The sequence below is a fragment of the Glutamicibacter sp. NPDC087661 genome, assembly GCF_044743275.1.
Classification (GTDB): domain Bacteria; phylum Actinomycetota; class Actinomycetes; order Actinomycetales; family Micrococcaceae; genus Glutamicibacter.
Genome location: NZ_JBIUWE010000001.1, coordinates 1,046,352 through 1,070,014, shown reverse-complemented (window position 1 = coordinate 1,070,014; position 23,663 = coordinate 1,046,352). Strand labels below are relative to the sequence as shown.

Sequence of the window (23,663 nt, the reverse complement as noted above, 5' to 3'; positions counted from 1 at the left end):
TGAAGGCCAAGGCACTATTGCGTTCAACGTACTTGGCGCTCGGACTGGGCGACACGGTAGCTGGCCAGGGTGGCCACGGCCGCGCGTTCCCAGGTGAAGAGGGCCGAATGTTCCAGCGCCCCATGTCCGGCAGTGGTAATCTGTTCAGGATCCCGGGCCAGTTCAAGCAGCTTGGCGGCCCAAAGCTGGGCATCAGGCTCGGTCATGAGCCAACCGGATTCGCCGTCATTGACGGCGTAGGCCAACCCTCCCACCGCATTGGCCAACACCGGCGTGCCGCAGGCCTGCGCTTCGGCGGCCACCAATCCGAAAGTCTCGGAGAGCGAGGGCACCGCGACGACATCGGCATTGGCGAAGACGAGCGCCAGCTTCTCGGGGGAGAGCGGATCGAAGAACCGGACGACGTCCTCCAGGCCGTGGTGTTGGACTTGCGCTGGCAGGTCGTAGTCCGTTGCCCCGGACAGCGCACCGAACAGCGATGCGGTAATGCGCAGGGCTGGATCCTCGCGACGCGCGATGCCCATGGCTTCGAGCAGAAGATGGGCTCCCTTCAGCGGTTGCATGCGCCCGGCGTAGACCAGGTGCAGGTCATCGTCTCCCAGAGGCCGGCGCAGCTTGTCCTGATCCGGGTGGAAGATGCGGTGGTTGACGCCGGGCAGGACGATGTCGAGCTTGTTCGAGTCCACGGCGTAGAAGCGCTGCAGCTGTTTCGCCTCGACGGGCGTGTTCGCGATGATGCGCGCGCAGTCGGCGAGCAGCTGCTTCTCTGCTTCCTTTCGCTTCCCAGGCTCGGGGAGACCTGATTCGTGTTCCTTGGCCGCGGCCGAGGTGTGCATCGAGACCAGCAAGGGAGCGGACCAGCGCTGCGCCAGTTGCAGCCCCACCATTCCGGAGAGCCAATAGTGCCCGTGGACGACATCGAACTTCATGCCGTGCGAGTGCGTTGCGATTTCCTCCGCGGCCTCGTCGATGATCGCCGGGAGCTGTTCCTTGGCAAGGTTCCGGTGGGCAGCGATCTGCACCTGATGCATCCACACGCCCTCGCTGACCTGGAGCGACTCGGATTCGTTGGCGGTGCGCGTGAGCATGTGGACTTCGTGGCCCAGGGCGCCCAGCGCATAGGAAAGGTTCTGGATGTATACGTTCATGCCACCTGCATCGCCGGAGCCCGGCTGCTGCATCGGTGAGGTATGCAGGGAAAGCATGGCTATGCGCATGTTCAGTACTCCAGTAGTGCTTTGCTAGTGACGGAATTTTTCGTTCAAAACTCCGCCTCTGATGCTATCAAGAAGCCAGGTCGAGCATGTTCGCGTTTGCCGACGTCCAGTGATCGACCATTTCTGCTCCGCCGTGGCCATCGTTCTCGCAGATAACCAGTGAGGAAGCTGGCCAGAGCTGGTGTAGTTTCCATGCGGTCATTGAAGGTCCTGAAACATCGGCTCGTCCGTGGATCAAAACGGCCGGCAGGTGCCGGATCCCAGCCATATTCTCGATGATCGGCGGTTGGCAGAAACCATCATGGGCCCAGAAATGAGTGGTCAGCCGTGCCATCGAATGCCGGAAGCGGCGGTCATGCCAGCGCGGATCGCGGATTACCTGCTCCGATCCGAGGGAAATGTGGGTATCCTCCCATAGCGCCCATTCGCGGGACGCCGCATCGCGAAGTTCCAGATCGGTGGAGCCGAGCAGTTGCGCGTAGGCCTCGACCAGTCGCAGTTCACCCGCCGCGTAGGCCGGAATGTGGCTGCTGGCGAATCGCGAGAAGAGGTCCCATGCTTCCGGGAAGAGCGCTCCAACAGTTTCGGTGATCCATTGGACTTCTTCACGGCTCGTTGTCGTGACGGCGAAAAGCACCATGCCGACGACGCGTTCGGGATGGGCCTGTGCGTAGGCGAGAGCCAAGGTCGAGCCCCAGGACACGCCATTGATAATCCATTTCTCGATACCCAGCCCGACACGCAGCGTTTCGATATCGGCTATCAGCCGCTGGGTAGTGAATTCTCCCATGTCCGTATCCGCAGCGGCTGCCGAGGGGAGAGAACGTCCGCAACCGCGCTGTTCAAAACCAATGAGGCGAGTACGGGACAGATCCCAGCGGTTCCGGTAGCGGCTCGCGCCGAGTGTTCCTCCTGGTCCACCGTGCAGGTGCAGTGCCGGGATTCCCTCGGGACTGCCGAACGCTTCCCAGTACAGCTGGTGGCCATCATCAGTTGGCATGAGCCCCTGCTGGGCGGGGATGTTGCCCGGGGAAGAATCAGTCATATAAGCACTTTACGACAGCGCACGTGCAAGCGCGGCGGAGGCATGCGCCGCATCCTCAATCGAGGGCGGGGATCCGTTCGGATTAAATAAAGAAATCCCCGGTTGACCGAAGTCAACCGGGGATTCTACCTGTGCGCGAAAGGGGACTTGAACCCCTACCCTCTTGCGAGGACTAGCACCTCAAGCTAGCGCGTCTACCTATTCCGCCACCCGCGCAGGTTGTCTGTTGTTCGCGTTGTTATCGCTGGCAACGAAGTAAAACTTTACCACCCCCAGCAGGGGATTTCCAATCGGGAAACTCCCCGCAACTGGAGGGTGAAAACCCCGGAATTCCGCGGGAAAACCGGGATTGAGTAGAGGTTTAAGGTAAAAATTCAGAAAATCAGTGTCGAGCGTCACAGGAATATGATGCGATCTGCCTAGTGAAACCCGGGTTTAGCGGCTTCACTGCGCAGATGGGCCGAGTCTGGCGGACAGCGTTGCCGCATCGAGTACTTCGTTGAAGATCGCGCCACCAGGTTCCAAGCCGCGGCCCGCGGCCAAGTTGGGCAGGAGGACCGGAGAGAAACCCAGGGCGACGGTAAGTTCCGAAACCGTCTGGGCATCCTGCTTGTTATCCGAGGCGACGCCCAAGGCGCGTTGCGCGGATTGCTTGGTTGCCCGATCCGCGTCCATGTCCCAATGGCTGATGTGATTGAGGGCTTTGACCACGCGAGAGCTCTTGAAATGGGTTGCAATGCCTTCGGAGCTGGACAAGCCAGCGTCAAGTGATGTTTCCAGCCAGTCGGGAAGCGGCTCGTCTTCCCAGCGATTGGTCGCATCCACCAGCAAGATGCCAGCCAGGGATGGGACATCAATGTCGTCGAGTTCCTCTTGGGGCACCATGAGCACCACCAAATCGGCATCCTCGGCAATGTCTTCGGCCAGTACGGCGGTGGCATGCGATGCGTACTGTGCCAGGTGGTACTTCATCATCCGTGGAGGCCTGGAACCTGCGATGCGTACGTCGATTCTGGCCGATGCTGCTGCGCGGGCGAGGGCTGTACCGGCTCGTCCCGCTCCGAGGATTCCAATCCGCTTGATGCTCATAACCTCCAGCCTAAACGCGAAAGCCATGGTGGCATGCAATTCATTGCATGCGACCATGGCTTCTGGACCTAGCGAAAGGCCATCAGCTCCAGAGCGGAGCCAGGGACTTGTACAGCTGCTGTACACCCAAGATGATGAACAGTACTGCGGTAATCGCCAACGCGGTGTTGGTGTGCCAGCGGTTGGCCCATTCCTTGGGGATGCGCTTGCCATTGAGCAGGCCCAGGAGGGTGACCGCCAGGAATGGCATGAACAGCGCACCGAGGACGCCATAGGCCAGGATCAGGGCAATTGGCTTGTCCAGCAAGAAGAGCACCATTGGCGGGAAGGTCAGCCACAGCACATAGAACTTGAAGTACTTGCCACCGGTCAGCGTATCCGGGTGGTTTGCCGGCTTCTTGCGCATATGGCCCCAGAAGTCGGCGAACATCAGCGAAACGCCATTCCATACGCCGATGATCGACGAGAAGGACGCGGCCCAGAAGCCAATGAGGAAGCCGTTGCCTACGACATCGCCGTATTCGGCTTTCAGCACGTCGCCCAGTTCCAGCAGGCCCTTGTCGCCACCGGAGATGGTCACGCCGGCGGCGCGAACAACTTCCGCGCCAACGATCAGCATGGCCAACACGAAGATGCCGGTCATGACGTAAGCCATGGAGTTGTCGATGCGCATGACCCGCATCCACTTAGGGGTGTACCAGCCTTTCTCGCGCAGCCAGTAGCCGTAAGCGGCCAAGGTGATGGTACCGCCGACGCCGCCAGCCAACGCCAAGGTGTAGACCACGCCGCCTTCCGGGATCATCGGGATCAGGCCCTTGAGCATTTCCGGAATATTTGGCACAGCGATGAAAGCCAAGCCCACCACGGTCACGAACATGATGCCCACCAGTACAGCGGTGATCTTCTCGAAGAAGCTGTACTTTCCGAACCAGACCATCACGAAGCCCAGCAGGCCCATGAGCACTGCCCAGATCTTCAGATCCACTGCCGGCATCAAGGCGGCCAGCGGCAATGCAGCGGAACTCATCGCTGTAGCGCCGTAAACGAAGCCCCAGATGATGATGTAGGGACCGAAGTACCAGGTGGTCCACTTGCCCAGGGTCTTCCAGCCCTCGAAAATGGTTTTGCCAGTTGCCAGGGTGTAGCGGCCGGCGCCTTCAACCAGAACAATCTTCAGGATCACGCCGACAATCACTGCCCAGAGCAGCGCATAGCCGTACTGGCTGCCTGCTACTAGTGTGGCAACCATGTCAGCTGCGCCAACGCCGGTCGCCGCAACGACCAATCCCGGGCCAATGACTTTCCAGCGCGGCGGGCCGCCACCGTCTAGGTCGGCGCGTTGCGCCTGGATGTTCTCGCTCATTTGATTTTCCTTTTGACACAGTGCGATGCCGCCGCAGAGTCGCATCGGCAGTGACGCGGACCACGGGGGTGTGAGATCGTATTCAATCTTGGTAGTGATCTTTCTTACTGGCAAACTCTCAGTCAAGTACTAACACTTTCTTAGGAATGCAGTGACGTGGAGAACACTGCGTGTTCCGAATTGCTAGAATTGATCAGTTACCCATGGGCGCCGAGCCCGGATCTGAACGTCGAGGATGATGCCGTGCAGCTGTTGATCGTCGAAGACGACCACGCCGTCGCCCGCGCCCTGATCGATGCCGTGAGCGCCGCAGGCCATCAGGCCGAGCATGTCAGCCGCGGTGCTGACGCGCTGTTGAAGCACCACAATGCACAGATGATCCTGCTGGATCTGGGCCTGCCGGATATGGATGGACTGGAAGTCCTGCGCAAACTGCGCCAAATCAGTGAAGTCCCCGTGGTCATCCTCTCGGCGCGCAATGACGAGCGGAGCGTTGTCCGGGGACTGCGCCAGGGCGCCGACGATTTCCTGGTCAAGCCCATCGGGCTGGCGGTCCTTCTGGCCCGCATCGATGCGGTGGCCCGCCGCGCCAAGGTCCAATCCAATGACAATGGCGGTGTGCTCATCGCCGGCGGACTGCGTGTGGACACCGGGAAGCACGAAGCAATTCTGAATGGACGGCACCTCCAGCTGACCGCCAAGGAATTCGAGCTGCTGGCATTGCTGGCCCAGCATGACGGAGCGGTGGTAACCCGGGAGCAGATTCTTGATCGCTTGTGGGGCGACGCGTTCGTGGCGGTGTCGCGCTCCTTGGATGTGCACCTCACCGGTTTGCGCTCCAAGCTTGCTGCGCCCGGGATGATCGTGAACGTTCGCGGAGTCGGCTACCGGCTAGAGACGCCAAGCCCGTGAGGCTGCGCGTACTGGGGATCCTGGGCACGCTGCTGCTTGCAATCGTCGCCATCGTCAGCGCGATGCTGTTGCAGAGCGTCAGCCGTGATGCCACCGCTGAAGTCCAGTTGAACCGGTTGTCGGCATTGAACCGCTTTGTCCAGCTTGCCGCCCATGCCGATCTGGCAAATGACATGTCGCTGCTCCAGCTGGAGATGGACACCTATAGCGACCTCTATGGCGAAGGGCTGCTGATCAATCTGGGCCAGCGGCAACTGGTCTCGGGCAGTATCGATCCTGCGGATCCCGAGGTCGCTGGCACCGTGCGCAATTCAGAGCTGAATCTGGGACTGGTCCAGATCCCGCCGATCGATCCTCTCTCGGATGCCACCGCCTTGCTCTCGCAGCCGTTCGGCAATTCTGCTCAAGTGCTCGGCTCTGTCACGATGCAAGTGAACTTGGAAACTGCACGCGCCAAGGTGCTGGAAAAGTCCAGCCTGCTGTGGCTTGTTGTCATTTCCATTGGCGCTGGACTCCTGCTCTTGGCCGACCGCCTGACCTTCTGGGTGCTCCGTCCGGTGCACCGGCTCAATGATGCCGTCAATGACATTGCGCGGCATCAGGCACCAGTTCTCCTCGAAGAGCAAGGCCCACCGGAACTGCGCCGGCTATCGCGGTCGCTGGGCAGCATGGCCCGAACTATGGCCGAGAGCCTGAAGCAGCAGCAGGAGCTCATTGCTGAAACATCCCATCAGCTTCGGAACCCCGTTGCCGCCTTGCGGTTGCGCGTGGATCTTTTGAAGATGCGCATGGGCGACCAAGCGGATCCCGTCGGAGTGCACGCGGTGGAAAACGAACTGCATCGGGTGGAAACCCTGCTGGACGGCGTCATGCGCTTGGCCAGCGCCGAGCATCGGCTAGCCGAGCAAAATGCGGGGGAGTCCTTGCCCGAGACAGCCGTGCACGGCCAACAAGTCGACGTCGGGCAGATGCTCGCCGAGGAAGTCGAACGCCAATCCGAGGTTGCTCGGCAACGGGGAAACCAGCTGGTGCTCGATGGCAGCGACACCTCGGGGCAGACCGCCATGGTGTGGTGCAACGGATTCGATTTGCAGCAGATGCTCGCGGAACTACTGGAAAACGCCTTCAAGTACGCCCCTGGCAGCAAGATCGTCCTGGGCCTGCGGCTCAACCCGGGAACTGCCAGCATCCAAATACAGGATCACGGAGCCGGCATGAACGCTGCTGAACTCGCGAATGCAGGCGAGCGGTTCTGGCGTGCAGAACGTGTGCGGCACAGTCCGGGAACAGGTTTGGGACTGGCTATCGTGGATCGCTTGGCGCGCGCGAATGCCGGTGAGCTCACGCTTGAATCGGCTCCGGGCGAAGGGCTCAAAGCAACGATCAGCCTGCCCCTGCATGGCAGCAAGCCCGAGGTGCCCGATGAATCCTGAGCCCATGCCGTCCCGGCGGAACTTGCTTCGATATCTCCTGGCAGCCCCATTCGCCGCCGGACTGCCAGCACTGAATTCCTGCAGCTCGTTGCCCACTGCGCATCGATTGGATATCGCCTCCGGTGAAGACGGGGGCATGTACTTCCAATTTGCCTCCTTGCTCTCCAACGCCTTGGTGGACCACGGCGTCGCCGAGCATTCCACTGCCCTCAATACCCAGGCCAGCGCCCAGAATCTGGCGATGCTCGCAGAAAACAAGGCCGGGCTGGCTCTTGCCCTGGCCGATACGGTGGACCAGTACCGGAAGGACAGCGCTCCACAAGCGCAGCCGCTGGCCCTGGGCCGCGTCTACCAGAACTATTTCCATTGCATCATCCGCACAGCAGCCGGGATTAGCTCGCTGCAGGATCTGGCAGGACGCACCATCGGCACCGGTGCGCCAGGGTCAGGTACGTGGGTGACCGGCCAGCGCATATTGCGGGCAGCGAAGCTGAAGAATCGCGGGATCGCGCCCAAGGAGCTGCAGTACGGGTACGCGGCAGGGCTGGAGGCGCTGGGCAAGGGAAGCATTGACGCGCTATTCCTTTTCGGCGGCCTGCCTGTTGCTTCGCTGAGCCGGCTCGCTTCAACCATGGACTTGGGCCTGCTCGATGTTTCAGCGGTGCTGCCGCAGCTGCGCGAGCGGTACCCGGATCTCTACGACGGGGTAGTCGTCCCGGAGGGAACCTACCGCGGAATCAAGGCCGTGGAGACGATCGGGGTTGGCAACCTGTTGATGGCGCGCGCGGACATGCCCGAGGAGCTGGCCGGAGCCGTCGTCAAGCTCCTGGTCGCCCACGCTGATCGGCTGGTGCCAGAATCCAGCGCCGGCATCCAGTTCTTGACCCCCGAAACCTTGGTCAGCACCGGAGGCCAGCCCCTGCACCCGGGCGCGAGGAAGGCCTACCAGGAACTTCACGGCTAGAAATTGCGCACGTGCGCACACGACGGTGAGGGCTTTGCCCACTAGTGTGTATTGCAAAGCACTGCTACGAGAGGATCATTGGCGATGTCCACTGCTGGCGACATTCCACTCATGGAAAATGAAGCCGTAGAGATCTGCAGGAAACTGATTCAGATCGACACGACGAACTATGGAGGCAACAAGGGCGCGGGGGAGCTTGACGCCGCCCGCTATGTCGCTGGGCTGCTCGAGGACGTCGGCCTGGAAGCCACGATCTATGAATCCGCTCCCGGGCGGGCCAACGTGGTCACCCGCATCCCGGGGGCCGATCCGTCATTGCCGGCCCTGGTCGTGCACGGCCACCTGGATGTCGTGCCGGCCATCGCCGAAGACTGGAGCGTGGATCCTTTCGGGGCCCAGATCATCGATGGGATGATCTGGGGACGCGGAGCGGTGGACATGAAGAACATGGACGCGATGATTATCGCCGCCATCCGCCACCTGCAACGCGAGAACATCACCCCGCGGCGCGATCTGGTCATCGCCTTCTTCGCCGATGAGGAAGCTGGCGGGGACTATGGTTCCGGCTGGATGGTGCAGAACCATCCCGAACTCTTCGCCGGGGCGGCCGAGGCCATTAGCGAAGTCGGCGGGTTCTCGGTCGAAATCAACGGCCGCCGGGCCTACATGCTGCAGACTGCGGAAAAGGGCATCGCCTGGCTGAAGCTGGAATCCAAGGGCATGGCCGGCCACGGCTCGCAGCTCAACACCGATAATGCGGTCACCCATCTGGCAGGAGCCGTCCATCGCATCGGTGAGCATCAATGGCCGCTGTCCTACACCAAAACCACTCGCGCATTGCTTGAGCAGGTGGCCGAGCTGTCCGGACTGGACTTCGATGAAGCCGATCCGGCCCCGCTGCTCTCGGCCATGGGCAATGTCTCGCGCTTCGTCGGGGCTACCTTGCAGAACACCGCGAATCCCTCCGCCCTGGAGGCAGGCTACAAGCACAACGTCATTCCCGGGCAGGCCCAAGCGCTGATCGACTGCCGCACCCTGCCCGAGCAGCACGAAGCCACCTTGGAGACCCTGCGTGAACTGGCCGGGGAACACGTTGAGCTGTCCATGGTGCATGAGCAGGAATCCCTGGAGGTGCCCTTCGCCGGTGCGCTGGTGGATTCCATGATCGCGTCGTTGCTGGCTGAAGACCCGGATGCCGTGGTTCTGCCCTATATGCTTTCTGGCGGAACCGATAACAAATGGCTGGCCAAACTGGGGATCACCGGCTACGGATTCGCGCCGCTGCAACTTCCTGCCGAGCTGGATTTCACCGGAATGTTCCATGGCGTCGACGAACGCGTGCCGGTGGACTCCATCAAGTTCGGCGTGCGGGTGCTGCAAAACCTCTTGCAGGAATACTAGAACCAGCGTTGGCCCAGCCAGCACAACAGAATCCAGGAGCAGAATCCTTGACCATCGAATCCATACTGAGCGACGAGCTGCTTGAGCGTTTCCGGGACCGGGCCGCCGGCTATGACGAGTCGAACTCGTTCGCCATCGAAGACTTCAACGAACTGGTGGAACTGGGCTACCTCAAGGCGCTGGTGCCGGCAGAGCGCGGGGGACTGGGGTGGAACTTCGAGACCCTGGCCCTGGCCCAGCGCCGCCTGGCCACCGCGGCACCCGGCACGGCCCTGGCGATCAACATGCACCAGGTATGGGCGGGCGTCGCGTATTTGCTGCAGGCCCGCGGGGACCGGCGCCTGGATATGGTGGCCGATTGGATTGCCGAGGGCGAAGTGATGGCGTTCGGGATTTCGGAGCCCGGCAACGACGCGGTGCTCTTCGACTCGAAGACCAGGGCGAGAACTGCTGCCGATGGCTCGGTGGAGTTCAATGGCGTGAAGATCTTCACCTCGCTGGCGCCGGCGTTCACCCGATTGGGGGTGTTCGGCAAGGATGAGGAATCCGGGGAACTGGTTCACGGCTTCGTCGCCAGGGGCGAGGGCGTGCATTCCATGAACGACTGGAACACCCTGGGCATGCGGGCCAGCCAGTCGCACACCACGAAGCTGGAAAATGCGGTGGCCCCGCGCGAATGGGTGCATAGCCGGCTGCCGGCCGGTCCTAACCAGGACCCGCTGGTCTTCGGCATCTTCGCATCCTTCCTGACCCTGACCGCAAGCGTCTACGTGGGCATCGCAGATCGTGCGGTGACCCTGGCTCAGGAGGCCCTGGGCCAGCGGGTGCACCAGGACGGGACCCGGTATGCGCAGGATGTGCGTGCCCGCGGGCTCTTGGCCGAAGCGGCGATGCGCCTGCTGGCCCTGGATGCCCTGCAACGCTCGGTGGCCGGTGACCTGGAGGCCAAGGCGGATCACCAGAGCGCGTGGTTCCCCAAGCTGGTGACGCTGCGCACCTTGGCCGGGGGCACTGCACGGGAGAACATCCAGGTTGCCGGACAGCTGCTGGGCGGTGGCGGATATTTCCGGGGATCGGAGTTCGAACGGCTCTACCGCGACGTGCAGGCCAGCTGGTACCACCCGTCCAATGCCGCCTCGGCAGCCAATACGGTGGCCTCGTGGCTGGTAGGCCCGCTCGACAGCTGAGGCAAGGACCCGCGATTGCCGTGAGGGCCAATGGCGGGCATGGTGCCATGTGCCCTGTTGCCGGTTCAGGGAGCCAGGGTGCTGCGAATGCGCATCACCCGGCGGCGCAGCCAGTACTTTTGGGCGCCGCCTTCATAGCGGCAGGTGCGCATAAGCTCCCATTTGCCGTTATCGGCGTGCTCCCGCAGGGCGGCGCGGGCGACATGCTTTGGTCCGCCCGGGAAAGAAGTTATGACCAGGTATTCAAAGCGCTGGTCATCGGGATGATGCAGCGGTGGCTTAATTCTTTCTTCGAGCATCCTGCCCCCTATCTAAAGAACGCCGTGCGTTGTAGCCTCATGCTATGAGTACTGAACCGAGTTTTGCACTGCAAGCATTTATTGCACGCCTGGAGCAGCACCTGGCAATTGTGTCGCAGAGCCGCGGTGCTGGCGAGGCATCCGTCGACGCGGCTTTTGGCGCGCTGGCCGATGCCTTCGAAGACTATGAAGACGCCCTCTACGATCAGTATTCCGAGTTATTGCCCTTCACCATACCCTCGGATGATGCGTGAGTACGACCACGGAGTGAATTTTTCCTATTCCGTGTTTCTGAGTCCGGATAGTCGCAATCGGTGAAGTAATGTCGAGGGGTGAATTGGTTTGAAGCAGCTTTCCTAGGATTGATCCAGGGCCTGACCGAGTTCCTCCCGATCTCGTCCTCAGCCCACTTGCGTATCGTTGGCGAACTCCTGCCCAACGCCCAAGACCCCGGAGCGGCATTTACCGCCATTACCCAGCTGGGTACCGAAACCGCAGTGATCGTCTTCTTCTGGCGCGACATCGTGCGGATCATCGGCGCCTGGTGCAAGGCACTGGCCGGCAAGATCCCGCATTCGGATCCGGACGCCAAGATGGGCTGGCTGATCATTATCGGCTCCCTGCCGATCGCGATCCTGGGCCTGCTGCTGGAAGACTACATCGATACGAACTTCCGTTCGCTGTGGATTGTTGCGACCACACTGGTGGTCTTCGGCCTGATCCTGGCCATCGCCGACCACTACGGCAAGCAGCAGCGCACCTTGGACAAGCTGACCGTCAAGCACGGCATCTTCTACGGTTTCGCCCAGGCCATGGCCTTGATTCCGGGCGTCTCGCGTTCGGGCGGCACCATCACCGCGGGTTTGCTCATGGGGTACACCCGTGAAGCCGCAGCCCGCTACTCGTTCCTGCTGGCGATCCCGGCGGTGTTCGCCTCGGGCCTGTACAAGCTGGTCAAGTCCTTCGACGAACCAGGTGTCTACACCCTGGCGCAGACCGGTGTCGCTACCGTCGTGGCCTTCGTCGTCGGCTTCCTGATTGTGGGCTGGTTCCTGAAGTTCGTTTCCACCCACTCCTACCGCTTCTTCGTCTGGTACCGCATCCTGCTGGGCCTGGCGCTGTTCGTCGCTCTGGGATTGGGCTGGATGGCCGCCTGATCCAGGTTTTCCAAGATGTCCGTGGACTGCTTCACGGGCATCTTGCAGTTAACGGGAATAAACCTCGCCTTGCTTCACTTGGAGTTAAAGGAAGAAATACGTCGCATCTGCGAAAGGATGTCCATAAGTGCACGCGTGGAATAACCCTGAGGTACCTCAGGTGGCTGGTTCAGCACCAACACTGGAACTTTTCAATACCGCCACCGGAGCCCGACAGGCCACTGCGCCAGCGGATGAAGCTATTGCGCCGGCCAGCATGTACGTTTGCGGTATCACCCCCTATGACGCCACCCATATGGGCCACGCCGCCACATATGTCACCTTCGACCTGGTGCAGCGCACCTGGCGCGATGCCGGTCGCACCGTGGCCTACACCCAGAACATCACCGACGTGGACGACCCGCTGCTCGAGCGCGCCGCAGCAACCAACGTCGATTGGCGCGAACTGGCCGAGTCGCAGATCCAGCTCTTCCGCGACGACATGGAAGCCCTGAACGTCATTCCGCCGCAGAACTACATCGGCGCGGTGGAATCCATCCACTGGCTGGTCCCGGTCGTCGAGCAGCTGCTCGATGCGGATCTGGCCTACCGTGTGCCGGCTGGTGCCGATGGGGTGGAAGGCGACGTGTACTTCGACACCCTGGCCGCCCAGAACGATGCCTGGAAACTGGGCGCCGTTTCGAACTACGACCGCGAGACCATGCTCGGCTTCTTCGCCGAACGCGGCGGGGATCCGGATCGTGCCGGCAAGCGCGATGCGCTGGACCCGCTGCTGTGGCGTGCCGCCCGCGAGGGCGAGCCGTCATGGGATGGCGGCAAGCTCGGTGCCGGCCGCCCGGGCTGGCACATCGAATGCTCGGTGATTGCCCGCAAGACCCTGCCGGCCCCCTTCACTGTCCAGGGTGGCGGCTCGGACCTGATCTTCCCGCACCACGAATTCTCTGCGGCCCACGCAGCTGCTGGCGATAACGCGGAACTCGCGCAGACCTACGTGCACACCGGCATGGTGGGCCTGGACGGCGAAAAGATGAGCAAGTCCCTGGGCAACCTGGTGCTGGTTTCCAAACTGCGCGAAGCCGGCGTCGAGCCGGTAGCGATCCGCGCCGTACTGCTCTCCCAGCACTACCGCAGCGACTGGTTCTGGACCGAGCAATTGCTGGCCGCAGCCCAGCAGCGGGTGGCTGCCTGGCGCCAGGCCTTGGCCACCACCAGCAACGAGGACGCAGCCAAGGTAGTGGAAAGCATCCGCAAGCACATGGCCGATGACATCGATGCGCCCTCCGCGCTGGAGGCACTCGACCGGTGGGCGGCGCAGCCGGCCGGGTCGAATGGCGACGGCGCCGAAGCGTTGCGCCACGGCATCGACGCGCTGCTGGGGCTCAAGCTCTAGGCAGCACCGCGCCAAGCATCCCGGGGTCCGGCTTCAGATATCGAAGTCGGACCCCGGGCTGTCTTTGCGGTACTTTCCCCGGCGGCGCAGATAGCGCTCGAATTCCCGGGCAATGGACTCGCCGCTGGCCTCGGGAAGCTCGCTGGTGTCCGTTGCCTGCTCCAGCTGTTCAACGTACTTGGCCACATCCGGATCCGCTGCCGCGAGCTCATCGACCCCGTGCTTCCAGGCCAGCGTATCCTCGCGCAGTTTCTGGTCCGGCACGGAGACCGGGATGACTTCCTCCAGCAGCTCGATGATGGCCAGTTGCACCCGCGGGCTGGGGGACTGCGCAACATAGTGGGAGAGCTGAGCCCAAAGCGACAGGCTCGGGATCCCGTACCGTTCGAACTCCACGCCGAGCACCGAGGGGATTCCGGTGGGCCCCTCGTAGGTGGAGGCGCTGATCCTCAAGTGCTCCTGGAACCGCGGATCGTCGCTGGCCAGCGAGGTCGGCACCGGCCGGGTATGCGGCACATCAGCCAGCAAGGCGCCCAGGGTGAGCACGGCATGGGCATTGTGGGATTGGGCCACCTTGATGATCCGCGAGCAGAAGGTCTGCCATTTGAACGTCGGCTCGACACCCAGCACCACCAGCAGGTCGGCGGCCGCCTGGGGCAAATGGATCTTGAAGATCTCGGTGCACGGCCAGTCCACTACGCGCCCGGTCCCGGTGCGCCGGGTCTTGGGCCGGGTGAACTGGTAGTCGTAGAAATCGTCCTCGCCCACGGTGGCCACATGCTCATGGGCGTTGGACTCGAGCAGCAGGCGGACGGCGTCCGTGGCCGCCGAACCGGCGTCGTTCCACCCCTCGAAGGCAGCCAAGACGATGGTGGGGCGAATCTCATGCTGGGTCTTGGCAATATAGCTATTCAGCGTCGGGGCGTGGTATTCCTCGTTCATTGAAGACTCCTTGGCAGCACTCGATGCTCTCGGCGTGGCTCGCCGAAGCGGCTTAGCCCCACTCTTCCATCTAGAATGGACTCATGCCAAGCACCAGTTTTGACTTTGCCGCCGGAACCGAGCCCGCAACCCCGCAAGCTGTCCTGTGGGATATGGACGGTACGCTGATCGACACCGAACCCTATTGGCTGGCTGCCGAAGCTGAGCTGGTGGCTTCCCATGGCGGCTCGTGGAGCCATGAACAAGGCCTGGCCCTGGTGGGCAACGCCTTGCCAGATGGAGCCCGGGCCCTGCAGCAGGCCGGGGTCAAGCTGGAGATCCGCGAGATCATCGACTGGCTCTCTGCCCGGGTGGTTGCCGGCATCCGCCGCGAGATCCCCTGGCGGCCAGGAGCCCGCGAATTGCTCGCGGCGTGCAAGCAGGCAGGCATCCCGCAGGCTTTGGTGACCATGTCCGAGCGCAGCATCGTCGATGAACTGATGCTCAGCATCCCCGAAGGCACCTTCCAGGCCAGCGTTACCGGTGAAGAGGTCGCCAACGGTAAGCCGCACCCGGAACCTTATCTGGCTGGACTGCAGCTGCTTGGCCAGTGCACCGGGAAAGAACTGGAAGCAGCCAGGTGCATTGGTTTCGAGGATTCCGTGCCGGGCATCGCCTCGGCGTCCGCGGCCGGGCTGCATGCGGTGCTGGTCCCCAACGCCACCGACCCGGGCGAAGGCAATTGGCGCCGGATCGACACCTTGGCATCCGTGGATGTACATGAAATGACTCGATGGTTGGTGCAGGTTAGCGCGTGAGCGACACTCAGGAAAAGTCCCCTGGAATCAAGCTGGGGCGTATCGGGGGCGTCCCGGTCTACCTCTCCAGCTCGTGGTTCATCATCACCGCGGTCATCACCTTCAGCGTTGGCATCCAGCTTTCGCGCGGCGGAATCATCCCGCCGCTGAACGCTTACCTGATGGGCCTGGCCTGCGCGGTGGCTATCGCCGTGGCCGTGCTGATCCATGAGGTCGCGCACGCGATGACCGCGCGCGCCTTCAAGTGGCCCGATGCTCACATCGTGTTGACGCTGATGGGCGGGCACACCCAGTTCGGTTCCTTCAAGGCCAAGCCCGGCGCCTCGCTCTGGGTGGCACTCTCCGGACCGCTGTCGAACTTCCTGCTGGCCGGAATCGGCTGGCTGGTGATCGAGAACGCGGCCATGGGCGTGTACCCGAACCTGCTGCTGGACTTCTTCGTCTATGCCAACCTGCTGCTCGGCGCCTTCAACGCGCTGCCCGGGCTTCCGCTCGATGGCGGGCGGCTGGTCGAATCGATCGTCTGGAAGGCCACCGGATCCCAGTTCAAGGGCACCATCGCCTCGAGCTGGGTGGGCCGGGCAATCGCCGTGGGCCTGGTCTTCTACTTCGTGATCTATCCTCTGGTACGCGGCGAGCAGCCCCAGATCATCACGGTGGTGGTCGGCATCATGGTGGCGATGTTCATGTGGCAAGCCACCACGCAGCTGATTGCGCACTCCAAGATGATGCTGAACCTGCCCACCGTGATCGCCACCGACTTGATGCGCCCGGCTTCGGCCATGGTTTCGCACGCAACCGTAGCCGACGTGCTCTCCCGCCAGAACGCTCGCGGGGGAGAGATCATCCTGGTCGACCCGAAAGGGATGCCGGTCGGGGTCATCGATGCGCAGGCACTGTCCCGGGTGGACCCGAACCAGGCGGCCCAGGTTCCGGCCTTGGCCGTGTCCCGTGCCCTGGGCCAGGGCGCGATCGTGGCCGAGGATTCCGATGGCCGCGCACTGATCGACTACCTGGCCAGCGTGGACAGCGCCGAATACGCGGTGATCAGCGCCACCGGGCAGGTGGTGGGCCTGCTGCACCAGCGGCAGATCGTCAACGCCGTCACCGGACGCCGCAAGTAAACTCTATACAGACTGAAAAGCACCAAGAAAAGGATCACATCAGTGAGCGAAGCTAAGAGCCAGGCGCCGCACGGCGCGGCAGCCCGTCGCGGCCCCTTCCGTGTCGGCGACCGCGTGCAGCTGACCGACGAGAAACGCCGGATCAACACCATCACCCTGCAGCACGGTGGAGAGTTCCACACGCACAAGGGCGTGCTGCCGCACGAGGCCATCATCGGCCTGCCCGAAGGCTCGGTCATCGAGAATATCGACGGCTTCCGCTACCAAGCCCTGCGCCCGCTGGCCAAGGATTTCGTGCTCTCCATGCCGCGCGGCGCCACCGTGGTCTACCCGAAGGATGCCGCGCAGATCGTGCAGTTCGGCGACATATTCCCGGGCGCGCGCGTCGTCGAAGCCGGTGTCGGTTCCGGCGCGCTGTCCATCTCGCTGCTGCGCGCGGTCGGCGATGAGGGCTTCCTGCACTCCTTCGAGCGACGCGAGGAATTCGCCGATATCGCCCGCGGCAACATCTCCACCGTCTTCGGTGGCGAGCACCCTTCGTGGCAGATCTCCATCGGCGACTTCCAGGACAGGGTCGTCGAGCGGGAAGAACCGGGCAGCATCGACCGCGTGGTCCTGGACATGCTCAGCCCCTGGGAATGCCTGGATGCGGTAGCTACCGTGCTGGCGCCAGGCGGCGTGTGGACCAACTACGTGTCCTCGGTGACCCAGATGTCCCGCGTGGTCGAGGCCATCCGTGCTTCGGGCCAGTTCACCGAGCCAGAGTGCTTCGAAACCCTGGTGCGCGGCTGGCACGTCGACGGCCTGGCCGTCCGCCCGGATCACCGCATGGTCGCGCACACCGCATTCCTGATCACCTGCCGCCGTCTGGCCGATTCCGCCGATGGCATCCCGAAAGCCAAGCGCATCAAGGAGCACTCGTACTCCGATGAGGACCTGAGCGCATGGACGCGCGATCACGCCGACGGCGAGTGGACCCCTGAAGCACTGGGCGAGCGCGGCTTGTCGGATAAGAAGCTGCGCCGGGCCGCCCGCGATGCCAACCAGTCCGTGCGCGTGCGTGCCGCTGAAGAAGACGCCGAAGGCGCTGGCGGCGAAGCCTGAGCTGCAACCATATATTGAGATATTGCGTCTCATTATGTGACATTGGGCCCCGAGTGTTCTGCACTCGGGGCCTTCAGTTCCTAGGATGGAAGCAAGACGGTGCGCCAAGCACCGGAAAAAACCTCATCAGGGCGCACGAACCGCCCCGGTGACGTTGGATGTTGGAGGTTGGAACGTGAACGATAATCGCGAGGCAGAACAATTGGCCGAGCGGCTGCAGATGACCGAACGCCAGGTCAACGTGCTGCGCGACAAGAATCGCAACCTCGACAAGCAACTCGCCGGGATCAGCGGCAATAACAAGCGCCTGGTGGCCCTGCTGGAAACCACCCGCGAGCAGATCATCAACCTGAAGTCGGCGCTGGAAAAAGACGGGGACACTCCCTTCAGCCACGGCACCATCGTGGCCAAGCACCCGCGCAAGCACCCCGAACCCGGGCTCGGCATCGAATCCACCGGCGCCCAGTCCGCAGATGTCATCTACTCCGGGCGCAAGATGCGCGTGGCCGTCAGCCCGCTGATGGATTTCGACAAGCTGGTCATCGGCCAGCAGGTGCTGCTCAATGAAGCACTGGTGATCGTCGCGGCGCTGGGATTCGAGGAGACCGGTGAACTGGTCACGGTCAAGGAACTGCTGGAAAATCACCACGCCGTAGTCATGGCCCGTGCCGATGACCAGCGCGTCGTTGAACTCGCTGGCCCGCTGCGCGAGATGCACCTGCGCGTGGGCGACCAGCTGGCCATCGATTCGCGTTCGGGCATGGCGGTATCCCGCGTCCAGCTCACCGACATGCAGTCACTGGTGCTCGAGGAAGTCCCGGACATTGCCTACTCGGACATTGGCGGGCTGAACTCGCAGATCGAAGCCATCAAGGACTCGGTGGAGCTGCCCTTCACCCACCCTGAGCTGTACCGCGAACACGGGTTGAGCGCGCCAAAGGGGATCCTGCTCTACGGCCCTCCGGGCTGCGGCAAGACCCTAATCGCCAAGGCGGTGGCGCACTCCCTGGCCCAGCGCGTCGTCGAGCGCAAGGAAGGGGCCAGCAACCGCAGCTACTTCCTGAACATCAAGGGTCCGGAGCTGCTGGACAAGTACGTGGGCGAAACCGAGCGGCACATCCGCCTGATCTTCGCCCGCGCCCGGGAGAAGGCGCTGCATGGAGATCCGGTGGTGGTGTTCTTCGACGAGATGGAAGCGCTGTTCCGTACCCGCGGCACCGGTGTCTCCTCGGATGTGGAAACCACCATCGTGCCGCAGCTGCTGGCCGAAATTGACGGCGTCGAGCGCCTGGATAACGTGATTGTCATCGGCGCGTCCAACCGCGAGGACATGATCGACCCGGCGATCCTGCGTCCGGGACGCCTGGACGTCAAGATCAAGATCCGCCGTCCCGATGCCGAGGGCGCCACAGAAATCTTCAGCAAGTACCTGACGACCGAACTGCCGCTGCACGCCGATGAGCTCGATGCCGATGCCGGGGATGCCGGCGCCACCATAGCGCGCATGATCCGCGGAGCCGTCCAGGCAATGTACTCCACCGAGCGGATCAACGAATTCCTCGAAGTCACCTATGTTACCGGTGCCACCGAAGTGCTCTATTTCAAGGACTTCGCCTCGGGCGCGGTCATCCACAACATCGTGGACCGCGCCAAGATGCATGCCATCAAGGCGCTGATTACGCAGAACGAGCGCGGACTGAAAATGGAGTACCTGCTGCGTGCGGTGCGCGAAGAGTTCGCCGAGCACGAAGACATGCCCAACACCACCAACCCCGATGATTGGGCCCGGATTTCCGGCCGCAAGGGCGAGCGGATCAGCAACATCCGTTCCCTGGTCCAGCAGCAGGCCGGCAAATGAGCGCCCGTCGCCTGGTCGGCCTGGAAACCGAATACGGAATTATCCGCCCGAACATGCCCAAGGCCAACGCCACGGTGCTTTCGGCGCAGATCGTTGACGCCTACGCGCAATTGGTCGCCGAGCAGGATTCGGCGGCCAAGGCAGCACGCTGGGACTACAGCGACGAATCCCCGCTGCAAGATGCGCGCGGATTCGCCATGGACCGGGCCCAAGCGCATCCGAGCCAGCTGACCGACCTGGAGCCGGGGCTGGACGACGAGGGCATCTGGACCGCCGAATCCATTGCGCTGGATGGCAACGACGCGCATCTGGGTTCAACGCTCTACCAGGAGAAGGAATCCACGGATGTCGTGATGAACATGGTCCTGGGCAACGGCGCACGCCTGTACGTCGACCACGCCCACCCGGAATACTCCAGCCCCGAATCGATGACCCCGCGTGATGCGGTGCTCTGGGACCAAGCCGGCGATGAAGTGATGCGCCGCGCCGCGGCCGCCGCCCAGCGCCTGGGCAGCGGGGAACTGCTGCTGTACAAGAACAACACCGATAACAAGTCGGTCTCCTACGGCTCGCATGAGAACTACCTGATGCCGCGCGGCATCGAGTTCTCTTCGATTGTCCGCGGGCTCACCCCGTTCTTTGCCAGCAGGCAGATCTTCTGCGGTGCCGGCCGGGTGGGCCAGGGCATGCTCAACGAGCGCGCCGCCTTCCAGGTCTCCCAGCGTGCCGACTTCTTCGAGGCGGAAGTGGGCCTGGAAACCACGATCAACCGCCCGATCATCAACACCCGCGATGAACCGCACGCGAACTGGGACAAGTACCGCCGCCTGCACGTGATCATCGGGGATGCGAACCTCGGGCAGATCTCCACCCTGCTGCGCGTGGGCACCACCAACTTGGTGCTCTCGCTGATCGAAGCGGGGATGGCCCCGCAGCTGGAACTGGTCGAGCCGGTCCTGGCCTTGCAGCAAATCAGCCACGACCCCACCCTGAAGGCCAAGGTGCGGTTGCGCGGCGGGGTCCAGCTCACCGCCATTGAAATCCAGCGCCATTACCTGCATGCGGCAGAAAACTACTGTGCGGCACGCGGCATTGATGATCCGGACACCACCGAGATCCTCAGCCGTTGGGCGCAGATCCTGGAGTTGCTCGAGCGCGACCCGATGGACGCGGCAGACCAGATTGACTGGATCGCCAAATACCAGCTGGTCAACGGCTTCGCCCAGCGCCACCAGCTTGAGCTGTCCGATCCACGCGTGGCGATGCTGGACCTGCAATGGGCTGATTTGCGGACCGACAAGGGCTTGTACTACCGCATGGCCGAACGCGGGGCCATCCAGAGGATCTTCAGCCAGCAGGAGATCAACCAAGCCGTGGCCAGCCCGCCGGAAGATACCCGGGCCTACCTGCGCGGCATGACCCTGCAGCGCTATGCGCCCTACGTGGTCGCAGCGAACTGGGATGCGTTGTCCTTCGCCGTCCCCGGGGCGCGCAAGATCAGCCGCTTCCACATGCCCGAACCGCTGGGCGGAACCCGTGCGCAGGTTGGCGAGCTGTTCGACACGCAGCTGGAGATTGCGGAATTTATCGACGAATTGGCCAGGCGTCGCTAATCGGCGCAGAATAGGTATGAGTCTCGGCGCGTAATTCCGGGATTCACGACGACTTAGGAGAAAACGATGACTCAGGAAAGCTTCTCGGCCCGCCGCAGCATCCAGAACCAGCAGGCCGAAACGGAACAGGTCCAGGTGAACACCACCGGCCAGTCCGCCGGCGTGGATGACCTGCTGGACGAGATCGACTCGGTGCTGGAATCCAACGCTGAAGAGTTCGTCCGCGGATTCGTGCAAAAGGGCGGCCAGTAAGCCCCAACGGGCACACAGCTTTGGAAGTCGTGTTCTGGCCAATGTGGCGGAACCGCAGTTGAGGGGAAGTAGCTTCGCGTGGATCGCAGAATCTTTGGTCTGGAAACCGAATTCGGGCTGAATTATGTCCCGTCGGATGGGCGCCGGCTCACCCCGGAGGATGCCGCACGGCACCTGTTCAAGCCGGTAGTCAGCTGGGGGCGCAGTTCGAATGTGTTCCTGGAGAACGGCTCGCGCCTCTACCTGGATGTGGGCTCGCACCCGGAGTACGCCACCGCGGAATGCGACCAGCTCAAGCAGCTGATCGCCCACGACCGCGCAGGGGAGGCATTCATGCTGGACCTCGTTGACCAGGCAGAGGACCAGCTGGCCGAGGAAGGCCACGAAGGCCGGATCTACATGTTCAAGAACAATGTGGACTCCGCCGGGAACTCCTATGGCTGCCACGAGAACTACCTGATTCCACGCAAAATCGAGTTCAAGCGCCTCGCTGACATGCTCATCCCTTTCCTCGTCACCCGCCAGCTATTGTGCGGTGCCGGGCATCTGATCACCGATGAAGAGCAGACCAAGTACGTCTTCTCCCAGCGCGCCGATCACATGTGGGAGGGGGTCTCCTCGGCCACAACGCGCTCGCGTCCGATCATCAATACCCGCGATGAGCCGCACGCCGATGCCGAGTACCACCGCCGGCTGCATGTCATAGTGGGCGACTCGTCGATGAGCGAAACCACCCAGCTGCTGAAGATCGGCGCCACCGACCTGGTGCTGCGCCTGATCGAATCCGGCGAAATCTACCACGATCTGCGACTGGAAAACCCGATTCGCTCCATCCGCCAGATCTCCCACGATTTCACTGGCCAGACCGTGGTGCGGCTCATGGGCGGCGACGAACCGACCGCACTGCAGATCCAGTGGATCCTCTTCGAATCCGTCAAGGAATTCATCGCCCGCCACGGCGCGCACCACGACCAGGTGGATACCGTCCTGGAATTGTGGGAACGCACGCTGAACGCAGTGGAAAGCCAGGACTTCTCGCTGATCGACCGGGACATCGACTGGGCGATCAAGCACAAGCTTCTCACGGGCTATGCCCAGGAGAACTCCCTGGAGCTCTCGGCGCCACGGATCGCGCAGCTGAACCTGACTTACCATGACATCGACCCGCAGCGCGGCCTGTTCCACCTGCTCAAGCGCCGCGGCCTGGCCAGCGCAGTCGTCTCCGACGCTGAAATCAATCAGGCTGTGAACAACCCGCCAGCCACGACACGCGCGGCACTGCGAAGCAAATTCATTCGCGCCGCCCGCGCCAATGGGCGACGCTATAGCGCCGATTGGGTCCACATGAAGTATGAGGATGGCCCGGGCGGAATTGTGCTGTGCAAGGACCCGTTCGCAACCACCAATTCACAGATTGACGAGCTCATTGAGCTGATGGGCCAGCAGCTTTAGCTAGCTGGAAACAAGTATTTACACAGCAAAAACCTCTAAGCTGGACGCAGATCATTACGGGCCTTGCCCTGTGCAAGCCCGCAATGCATGACCAGCTAGTCCAACCGGAAAGAAGATTCGTGCGAAAAGTTTTGGCAGTATGCGCCACCGCGTCCATCCTTGCCCTGGCGTCCTGCGGTTCGGGTTCGTCATCCCTGAGCGGCATCGACGTCAAGCCAGCAGAAGATAGCAAGACCGCACCTGAGGTCAAATTCGATGCGCCGCTCCTGACCGAAAAGTCAGAAGCAGTCACCGTGGTGGAGGGCGAGGGTTCCGACATCAAGGAAGGCGACACCATCCAGATCCAGTCGGGCCTGTACAAGACCATCGACGGCCTGCTGACCAATGAGAACTTCACTGCTGATCCGGCTCCCATGAAGGTTGACGAGACGCTCAAGGAGCAGATGCCCGAGCTCTACGAAACCCTGCTGAAGTCCCAGATTGGCGACTGGATCGCCTACGCAGCCATCGAAGGCGTTCAGCAGCCGGACGGGTCCATCGCCGAACCGGCCGAAGGCTCGCGTGCCGAACGGCTGATCGTGATCAAGATTGCGGACTCCAAGAGCCCTAGCCAGACGATGGGCAAGGAAGAAGTCCAGCAGCTCAAGGACGACGGCAAGCTCCCCACCGTGAAGACCGGCAAGGGCGATCCGCAGATCACCATCCCCAAGGACACCGAAGCCCCGGCAGGCCTGGCAGTGGACGTCCTTGAAGAAGGCGACGGCCCAGCCGTTGGCCAAACGTCCAAGGTCACTGCCCACTACCACGGCGTGCGCTGGGAAGACGGCAAGAAGTTCGACGGCAACTTCGGCAACGAAGAAGGCTTCGAAGCCGATATGGCCGGCGGAGTCATCCAGGGCTGGCTGCAGGGCTTCCAGGGCCTGAAGGAAGGCAGCAAGGTCTTGCTGACTGTCCCAACGGACTTGGCCTACGGCGAAACAGCTGAAGCCCAGGGGCGTCCTGCAGGACCACTGGTCTTCTACGTAGAATTAGACAAGGTAAGCGAAAGCAAGTAACAGAAAGGC

At 62.5% G+C, this 23,663-nt stretch carries 22 protein-coding genes and 1 tRNA gene; 16 read left to right on the top strand and 7 right to left on the bottom strand.

What is annotated here, in order from left to right:
* Nucleotides 1-23 precede the first annotated feature (23 nt).
* The 5 genes from ACIOTN_RS05095 to ACIOTN_RS05075 all read right to left on the bottom strand — a co-directional run bounded on the left by ACIOTN_RS05095 (nt 24) and on the right by ACIOTN_RS05075 (nt 4,714).
* The gene (locus ACIOTN_RS05095; RefSeq protein ID WP_402734846.1) at nt 24-1,217 is read right to left on the bottom strand and encodes a glycosyltransferase; all 1,194 of its coding nucleotides are present in this window, start codon (nt 1,215-1,217) and stop codon (nt 24-26) included.
* A 67-nt stretch (nt 1,218-1,284) separates the two neighbouring features.
* The gene (locus tag ACIOTN_RS05090; RefSeq protein ID WP_402734845.1) at nt 1,285-2,262 is read right to left on the bottom strand and encodes an alpha/beta fold hydrolase; all 978 of its coding nucleotides are present in this window, start codon (nt 2,260-2,262) and stop codon (nt 1,285-1,287) included.
* Nucleotides 2,263-2,394: 132 nt separating this feature from the next.
* Nucleotides 2,395-2,478: transfer RNA gene (locus tag ACIOTN_RS05085), tRNA-Leu, on the bottom strand.
* A gap of 228 nt (nt 2,479-2,706) precedes the next feature.
* Nucleotides 2,707-3,351, bottom strand: coding sequence for an NADPH-dependent F420 reductase (locus tag ACIOTN_RS05080; RefSeq protein ID WP_402734844.1), 645 nt, complete (start codon nt 3,349-3,351; stop codon nt 2,707-2,709).
* A gap of 82 nt (nt 3,352-3,433) precedes the next feature.
* The gene (locus tag ACIOTN_RS05075; RefSeq protein WP_105661266.1) at nt 3,434-4,714 is read right to left on the bottom strand and encodes an Nramp family divalent metal transporter; all 1,281 of its coding nucleotides are present in this window, start codon (nt 4,712-4,714) and stop codon (nt 3,434-3,436) included.
* 243 nt (nt 4,715-4,957) lie between these two features.
* Between ACIOTN_RS05075 and ACIOTN_RS05070 the strand changes: the two genes are divergently transcribed.
* The 5 genes from ACIOTN_RS05070 to ACIOTN_RS05050 all read left to right on the top strand — a co-directional run bounded on the left by ACIOTN_RS05070 (nt 4,958) and on the right by ACIOTN_RS05050 (nt 10,611).
* Nucleotides 4,958-5,626, top strand: coding sequence for a response regulator transcription factor (locus tag ACIOTN_RS05070; protein ID WP_402734984.1), 669 nt, complete (start codon nt 4,958-4,960; stop codon nt 5,624-5,626).
* Complete coding sequence (locus ACIOTN_RS05065; RefSeq protein ID WP_402734843.1) at nt 5,623-7,059, top strand: ATP-binding protein; 1,437 nt, start codon at nt 5,623-5,625, stop codon at nt 7,057-7,059. Before ACIOTN_RS05070 ends, ACIOTN_RS05065 begins: the two co-directional genes overlap by 4 nt.
* Nucleotides 6,956-8,023 (top strand): TAXI family TRAP transporter solute-binding subunit, encoded by a 1,068-nt coding sequence (locus ACIOTN_RS05060; protein WP_402734842.1) that lies wholly within the window; start codon nt 6,956-6,958, stop codon nt 8,021-8,023. Before ACIOTN_RS05065 ends, ACIOTN_RS05060 begins: the two co-directional genes overlap by 104 nt.
* Before the next feature lie 84 nt (nt 8,024-8,107).
* Nucleotides 8,108-9,424 (top strand): M20/M25/M40 family metallo-hydrolase, encoded by a 1,317-nt coding sequence (locus ACIOTN_RS05055; protein ID WP_181148864.1) that lies wholly within the window; start codon nt 8,108-8,110, stop codon nt 9,422-9,424.
* Nucleotides 9,425-9,471: 47 nt separating this feature from the next.
* Entirely contained in the window at nt 9,472-10,611 is a 1,140-nt protein-coding gene (locus ACIOTN_RS05050; protein ID WP_105657868.1) for an acyl-CoA dehydrogenase family protein, read from the top strand.
* Nucleotides 10,612-10,676: 65 nt separating this feature from the next.
* On the opposite strand, the gene ACIOTN_RS05045 is transcribed toward ACIOTN_RS05050, so the two are convergent.
* A complete protein-coding gene (locus ACIOTN_RS05045; RefSeq protein ID WP_402734841.1) occupies nt 10,677-10,910 on the bottom strand; it encodes a DUF5703 family protein in 234 nt (77 codons plus the stop codon).
* Nucleotides 10,911-10,954: 44 nt separating this feature from the next.
* Here ACIOTN_RS05045 and ACIOTN_RS05040 point away from each other — a divergent pair, with 44 nt between their 5' ends.
* The 3 genes from ACIOTN_RS05040 (at nt 10,955) to mshC (ending at nt 13,457) form a co-directional block, all read left to right on the top strand.
* On the top strand, nt 10,955-11,164 hold the full coding sequence (locus tag ACIOTN_RS05040) for a hypothetical protein (RefSeq protein WP_105657829.1): 210 nt from the start codon (nt 10,955-10,957) through the stop codon (nt 11,162-11,164).
* A 78-nt stretch (nt 11,165-11,242) separates the two neighbouring features.
* On the top strand, nt 11,243-12,067 hold the full coding sequence (locus ACIOTN_RS05035; protein WP_105657830.1) for an undecaprenyl-diphosphate phosphatase: 825 nt from the start codon (nt 11,243-11,245) through the stop codon (nt 12,065-12,067).
* A gap of 127 nt (nt 12,068-12,194) precedes the next feature.
* On the top strand, nt 12,195-13,457 hold the full coding sequence (gene mshC / locus ACIOTN_RS05030) for a cysteine--1-D-myo-inosityl 2-amino-2-deoxy-alpha-D-glucopyranoside ligase (RefSeq protein WP_105657831.1): 1,263 nt from the start codon (nt 12,195-12,197) through the stop codon (nt 13,455-13,457).
* A 33-nt stretch (nt 13,458-13,490) separates the two neighbouring features.
* Here the strand turns inward: mshC and ACIOTN_RS05025 are convergent, their stop codons facing one another.
* The gene (locus ACIOTN_RS05025; RefSeq protein WP_402734840.1) at nt 13,491-14,399 is read right to left on the bottom strand and encodes a PAC2 family protein; all 909 of its coding nucleotides are present in this window, start codon (nt 14,397-14,399) and stop codon (nt 13,491-13,493) included.
* An 83-nt stretch (nt 14,400-14,482) separates the two neighbouring features.
* Between ACIOTN_RS05025 and ACIOTN_RS05020 the strand changes: the two genes are divergently transcribed.
* From ACIOTN_RS05020 to ACIOTN_RS04985, 8 genes are all read left to right on the top strand, one after another.
* On the top strand, nt 14,483-15,196 hold the full coding sequence (locus ACIOTN_RS05020) for an HAD family hydrolase (protein WP_402734839.1): 714 nt from the start codon (nt 14,483-14,485) through the stop codon (nt 15,194-15,196).
* The gene (locus ACIOTN_RS05015) at nt 15,193-16,320 is read left to right on the top strand and encodes a site-2 protease family protein (protein WP_332486258.1); all 1,128 of its coding nucleotides are present in this window, start codon (nt 15,193-15,195) and stop codon (nt 16,318-16,320) included. The genes ACIOTN_RS05020 and ACIOTN_RS05015 overlap by 4 nt, the downstream gene beginning before the upstream one ends.
* A gap of 42 nt (nt 16,321-16,362) precedes the next feature.
* Nucleotides 16,363-17,424: a tRNA (adenine-N1)-methyltransferase gene (locus ACIOTN_RS05010; protein WP_402734838.1), complete on the top strand. Its 1,062-nt coding sequence runs from the start codon at nt 16,363-16,365 to the stop codon at nt 17,422-17,424.
* A 220-nt stretch (nt 17,425-17,644) separates the two neighbouring features.
* The gene (gene arc, locus ACIOTN_RS05005) at nt 17,645-19,282 is read left to right on the top strand and encodes a proteasome ATPase (protein ID WP_402734983.1); all 1,638 of its coding nucleotides are present in this window, start codon (nt 17,645-17,647) and stop codon (nt 19,280-19,282) included.
* Nucleotides 19,279-20,895 carry a depupylase/deamidase Dop gene (dop, locus tag ACIOTN_RS05000; protein WP_133833377.1) on the top strand — a complete coding sequence of 539 codons (1,617 nt, stop codon included), beginning with the start codon at nt 19,279-19,281 and terminating at the stop codon, nt 20,893-20,895. Before arc ends, dop begins: the two co-directional genes overlap by 4 nt.
* A 66-nt stretch (nt 20,896-20,961) precedes the next feature.
* Nucleotides 20,962-21,147 carry a ubiquitin-like protein Pup gene (locus ACIOTN_RS04995; protein ID WP_133833376.1) on the top strand — a complete coding sequence of 62 codons (186 nt, stop codon included), beginning with the start codon at nt 20,962-20,964 and terminating at the stop codon, nt 21,145-21,147.
* Between the two features lie 78 nt (nt 21,148-21,225).
* Nucleotides 21,226-22,599 (top strand): Pup--protein ligase, encoded by a 1,374-nt coding sequence (pafA, locus tag ACIOTN_RS04990; protein ID WP_402734837.1) that lies wholly within the window; start codon nt 21,226-21,228, stop codon nt 22,597-22,599.
* 119 nt (nt 22,600-22,718) lie between these two features.
* Nucleotides 22,719-23,654 (top strand): FKBP-type peptidyl-prolyl cis-trans isomerase, encoded by a 936-nt coding sequence (locus ACIOTN_RS04985; RefSeq protein ID WP_332486254.1) that lies wholly within the window; start codon nt 22,719-22,721, stop codon nt 23,652-23,654.
* The last annotated feature ends 9 nt before the right edge of the window (nt 23,655-23,663 follow it).

Coding starts and splice junctions, on each gene's coding strand:
- ACIOTN_RS05095 (WP_402734846.1), bottom strand. CDS start 1,217: ATGCGCATAGCCATGCTTTCCCTGCATACCTCACCGATGCAGCAGCCG.
- ACIOTN_RS05090 (WP_402734845.1), bottom strand. CDS start 2,262: ATGACTGATTCTTCCCCGGGCAACATCCCCGCCCAGCAGGGGCTCATG.
- ACIOTN_RS05080 (WP_402734844.1), bottom strand. CDS start 3,351: ATGAGCATCAAGCGGATTGGAATCCTCGGAGCGGGACGAGCCGGTACA.
- ACIOTN_RS05075 (WP_105661266.1), bottom strand. CDS start 4,714: ATGAGCGAGAACATCCAGGCGCAACGCGCCGACCTAGACGGTGGCGGC.
- ACIOTN_RS05060 (WP_402734842.1), top strand. CDS start 6,956: ATGCCGGTGAGCTCACGCTTGAATCGGCTCCGGGCGAAGGGCTCAAAG.
- ACIOTN_RS05055 (WP_181148864.1), top strand. CDS start 8,108: ATGTCCACTGCTGGCGACATTCCACTCATGGAAAATGAAGCCGTAGAG.
- ACIOTN_RS05045 (WP_402734841.1), bottom strand. CDS start 10,910: ATGCTCGAAGAAAGAATTAAGCCACCGCTGCATCATCCCGATGACCAG.
- ACIOTN_RS05040 (WP_105657829.1), top strand. CDS start 10,955: ATGAGTACTGAACCGAGTTTTGCACTGCAAGCATTTATTGCACGCCTG.
- ACIOTN_RS05025 (WP_402734840.1), bottom strand. CDS start 14,399: ATGAACGAGGAATACCACGCCCCGACGCTGAATAGCTATATTGCCAAG.
- ACIOTN_RS05020 (WP_402734839.1), top strand. CDS start 14,483: ATGCCAAGCACCAGTTTTGACTTTGCCGCCGGAACCGAGCCCGCAACC.
- arc (WP_402734983.1), top strand. CDS start 17,645: ATGACCGAACGCCAGGTCAACGTGCTGCGCGACAAGAATCGCAACCTC.
- dop (WP_133833377.1), top strand. CDS start 19,279: ATGAGCGCCCGTCGCCTGGTCGGCCTGGAAACCGAATACGGAATTATC.
- ACIOTN_RS04995 (WP_133833376.1), top strand. CDS start 20,962: ATGACTCAGGAAAGCTTCTCGGCCCGCCGCAGCATCCAGAACCAGCAG.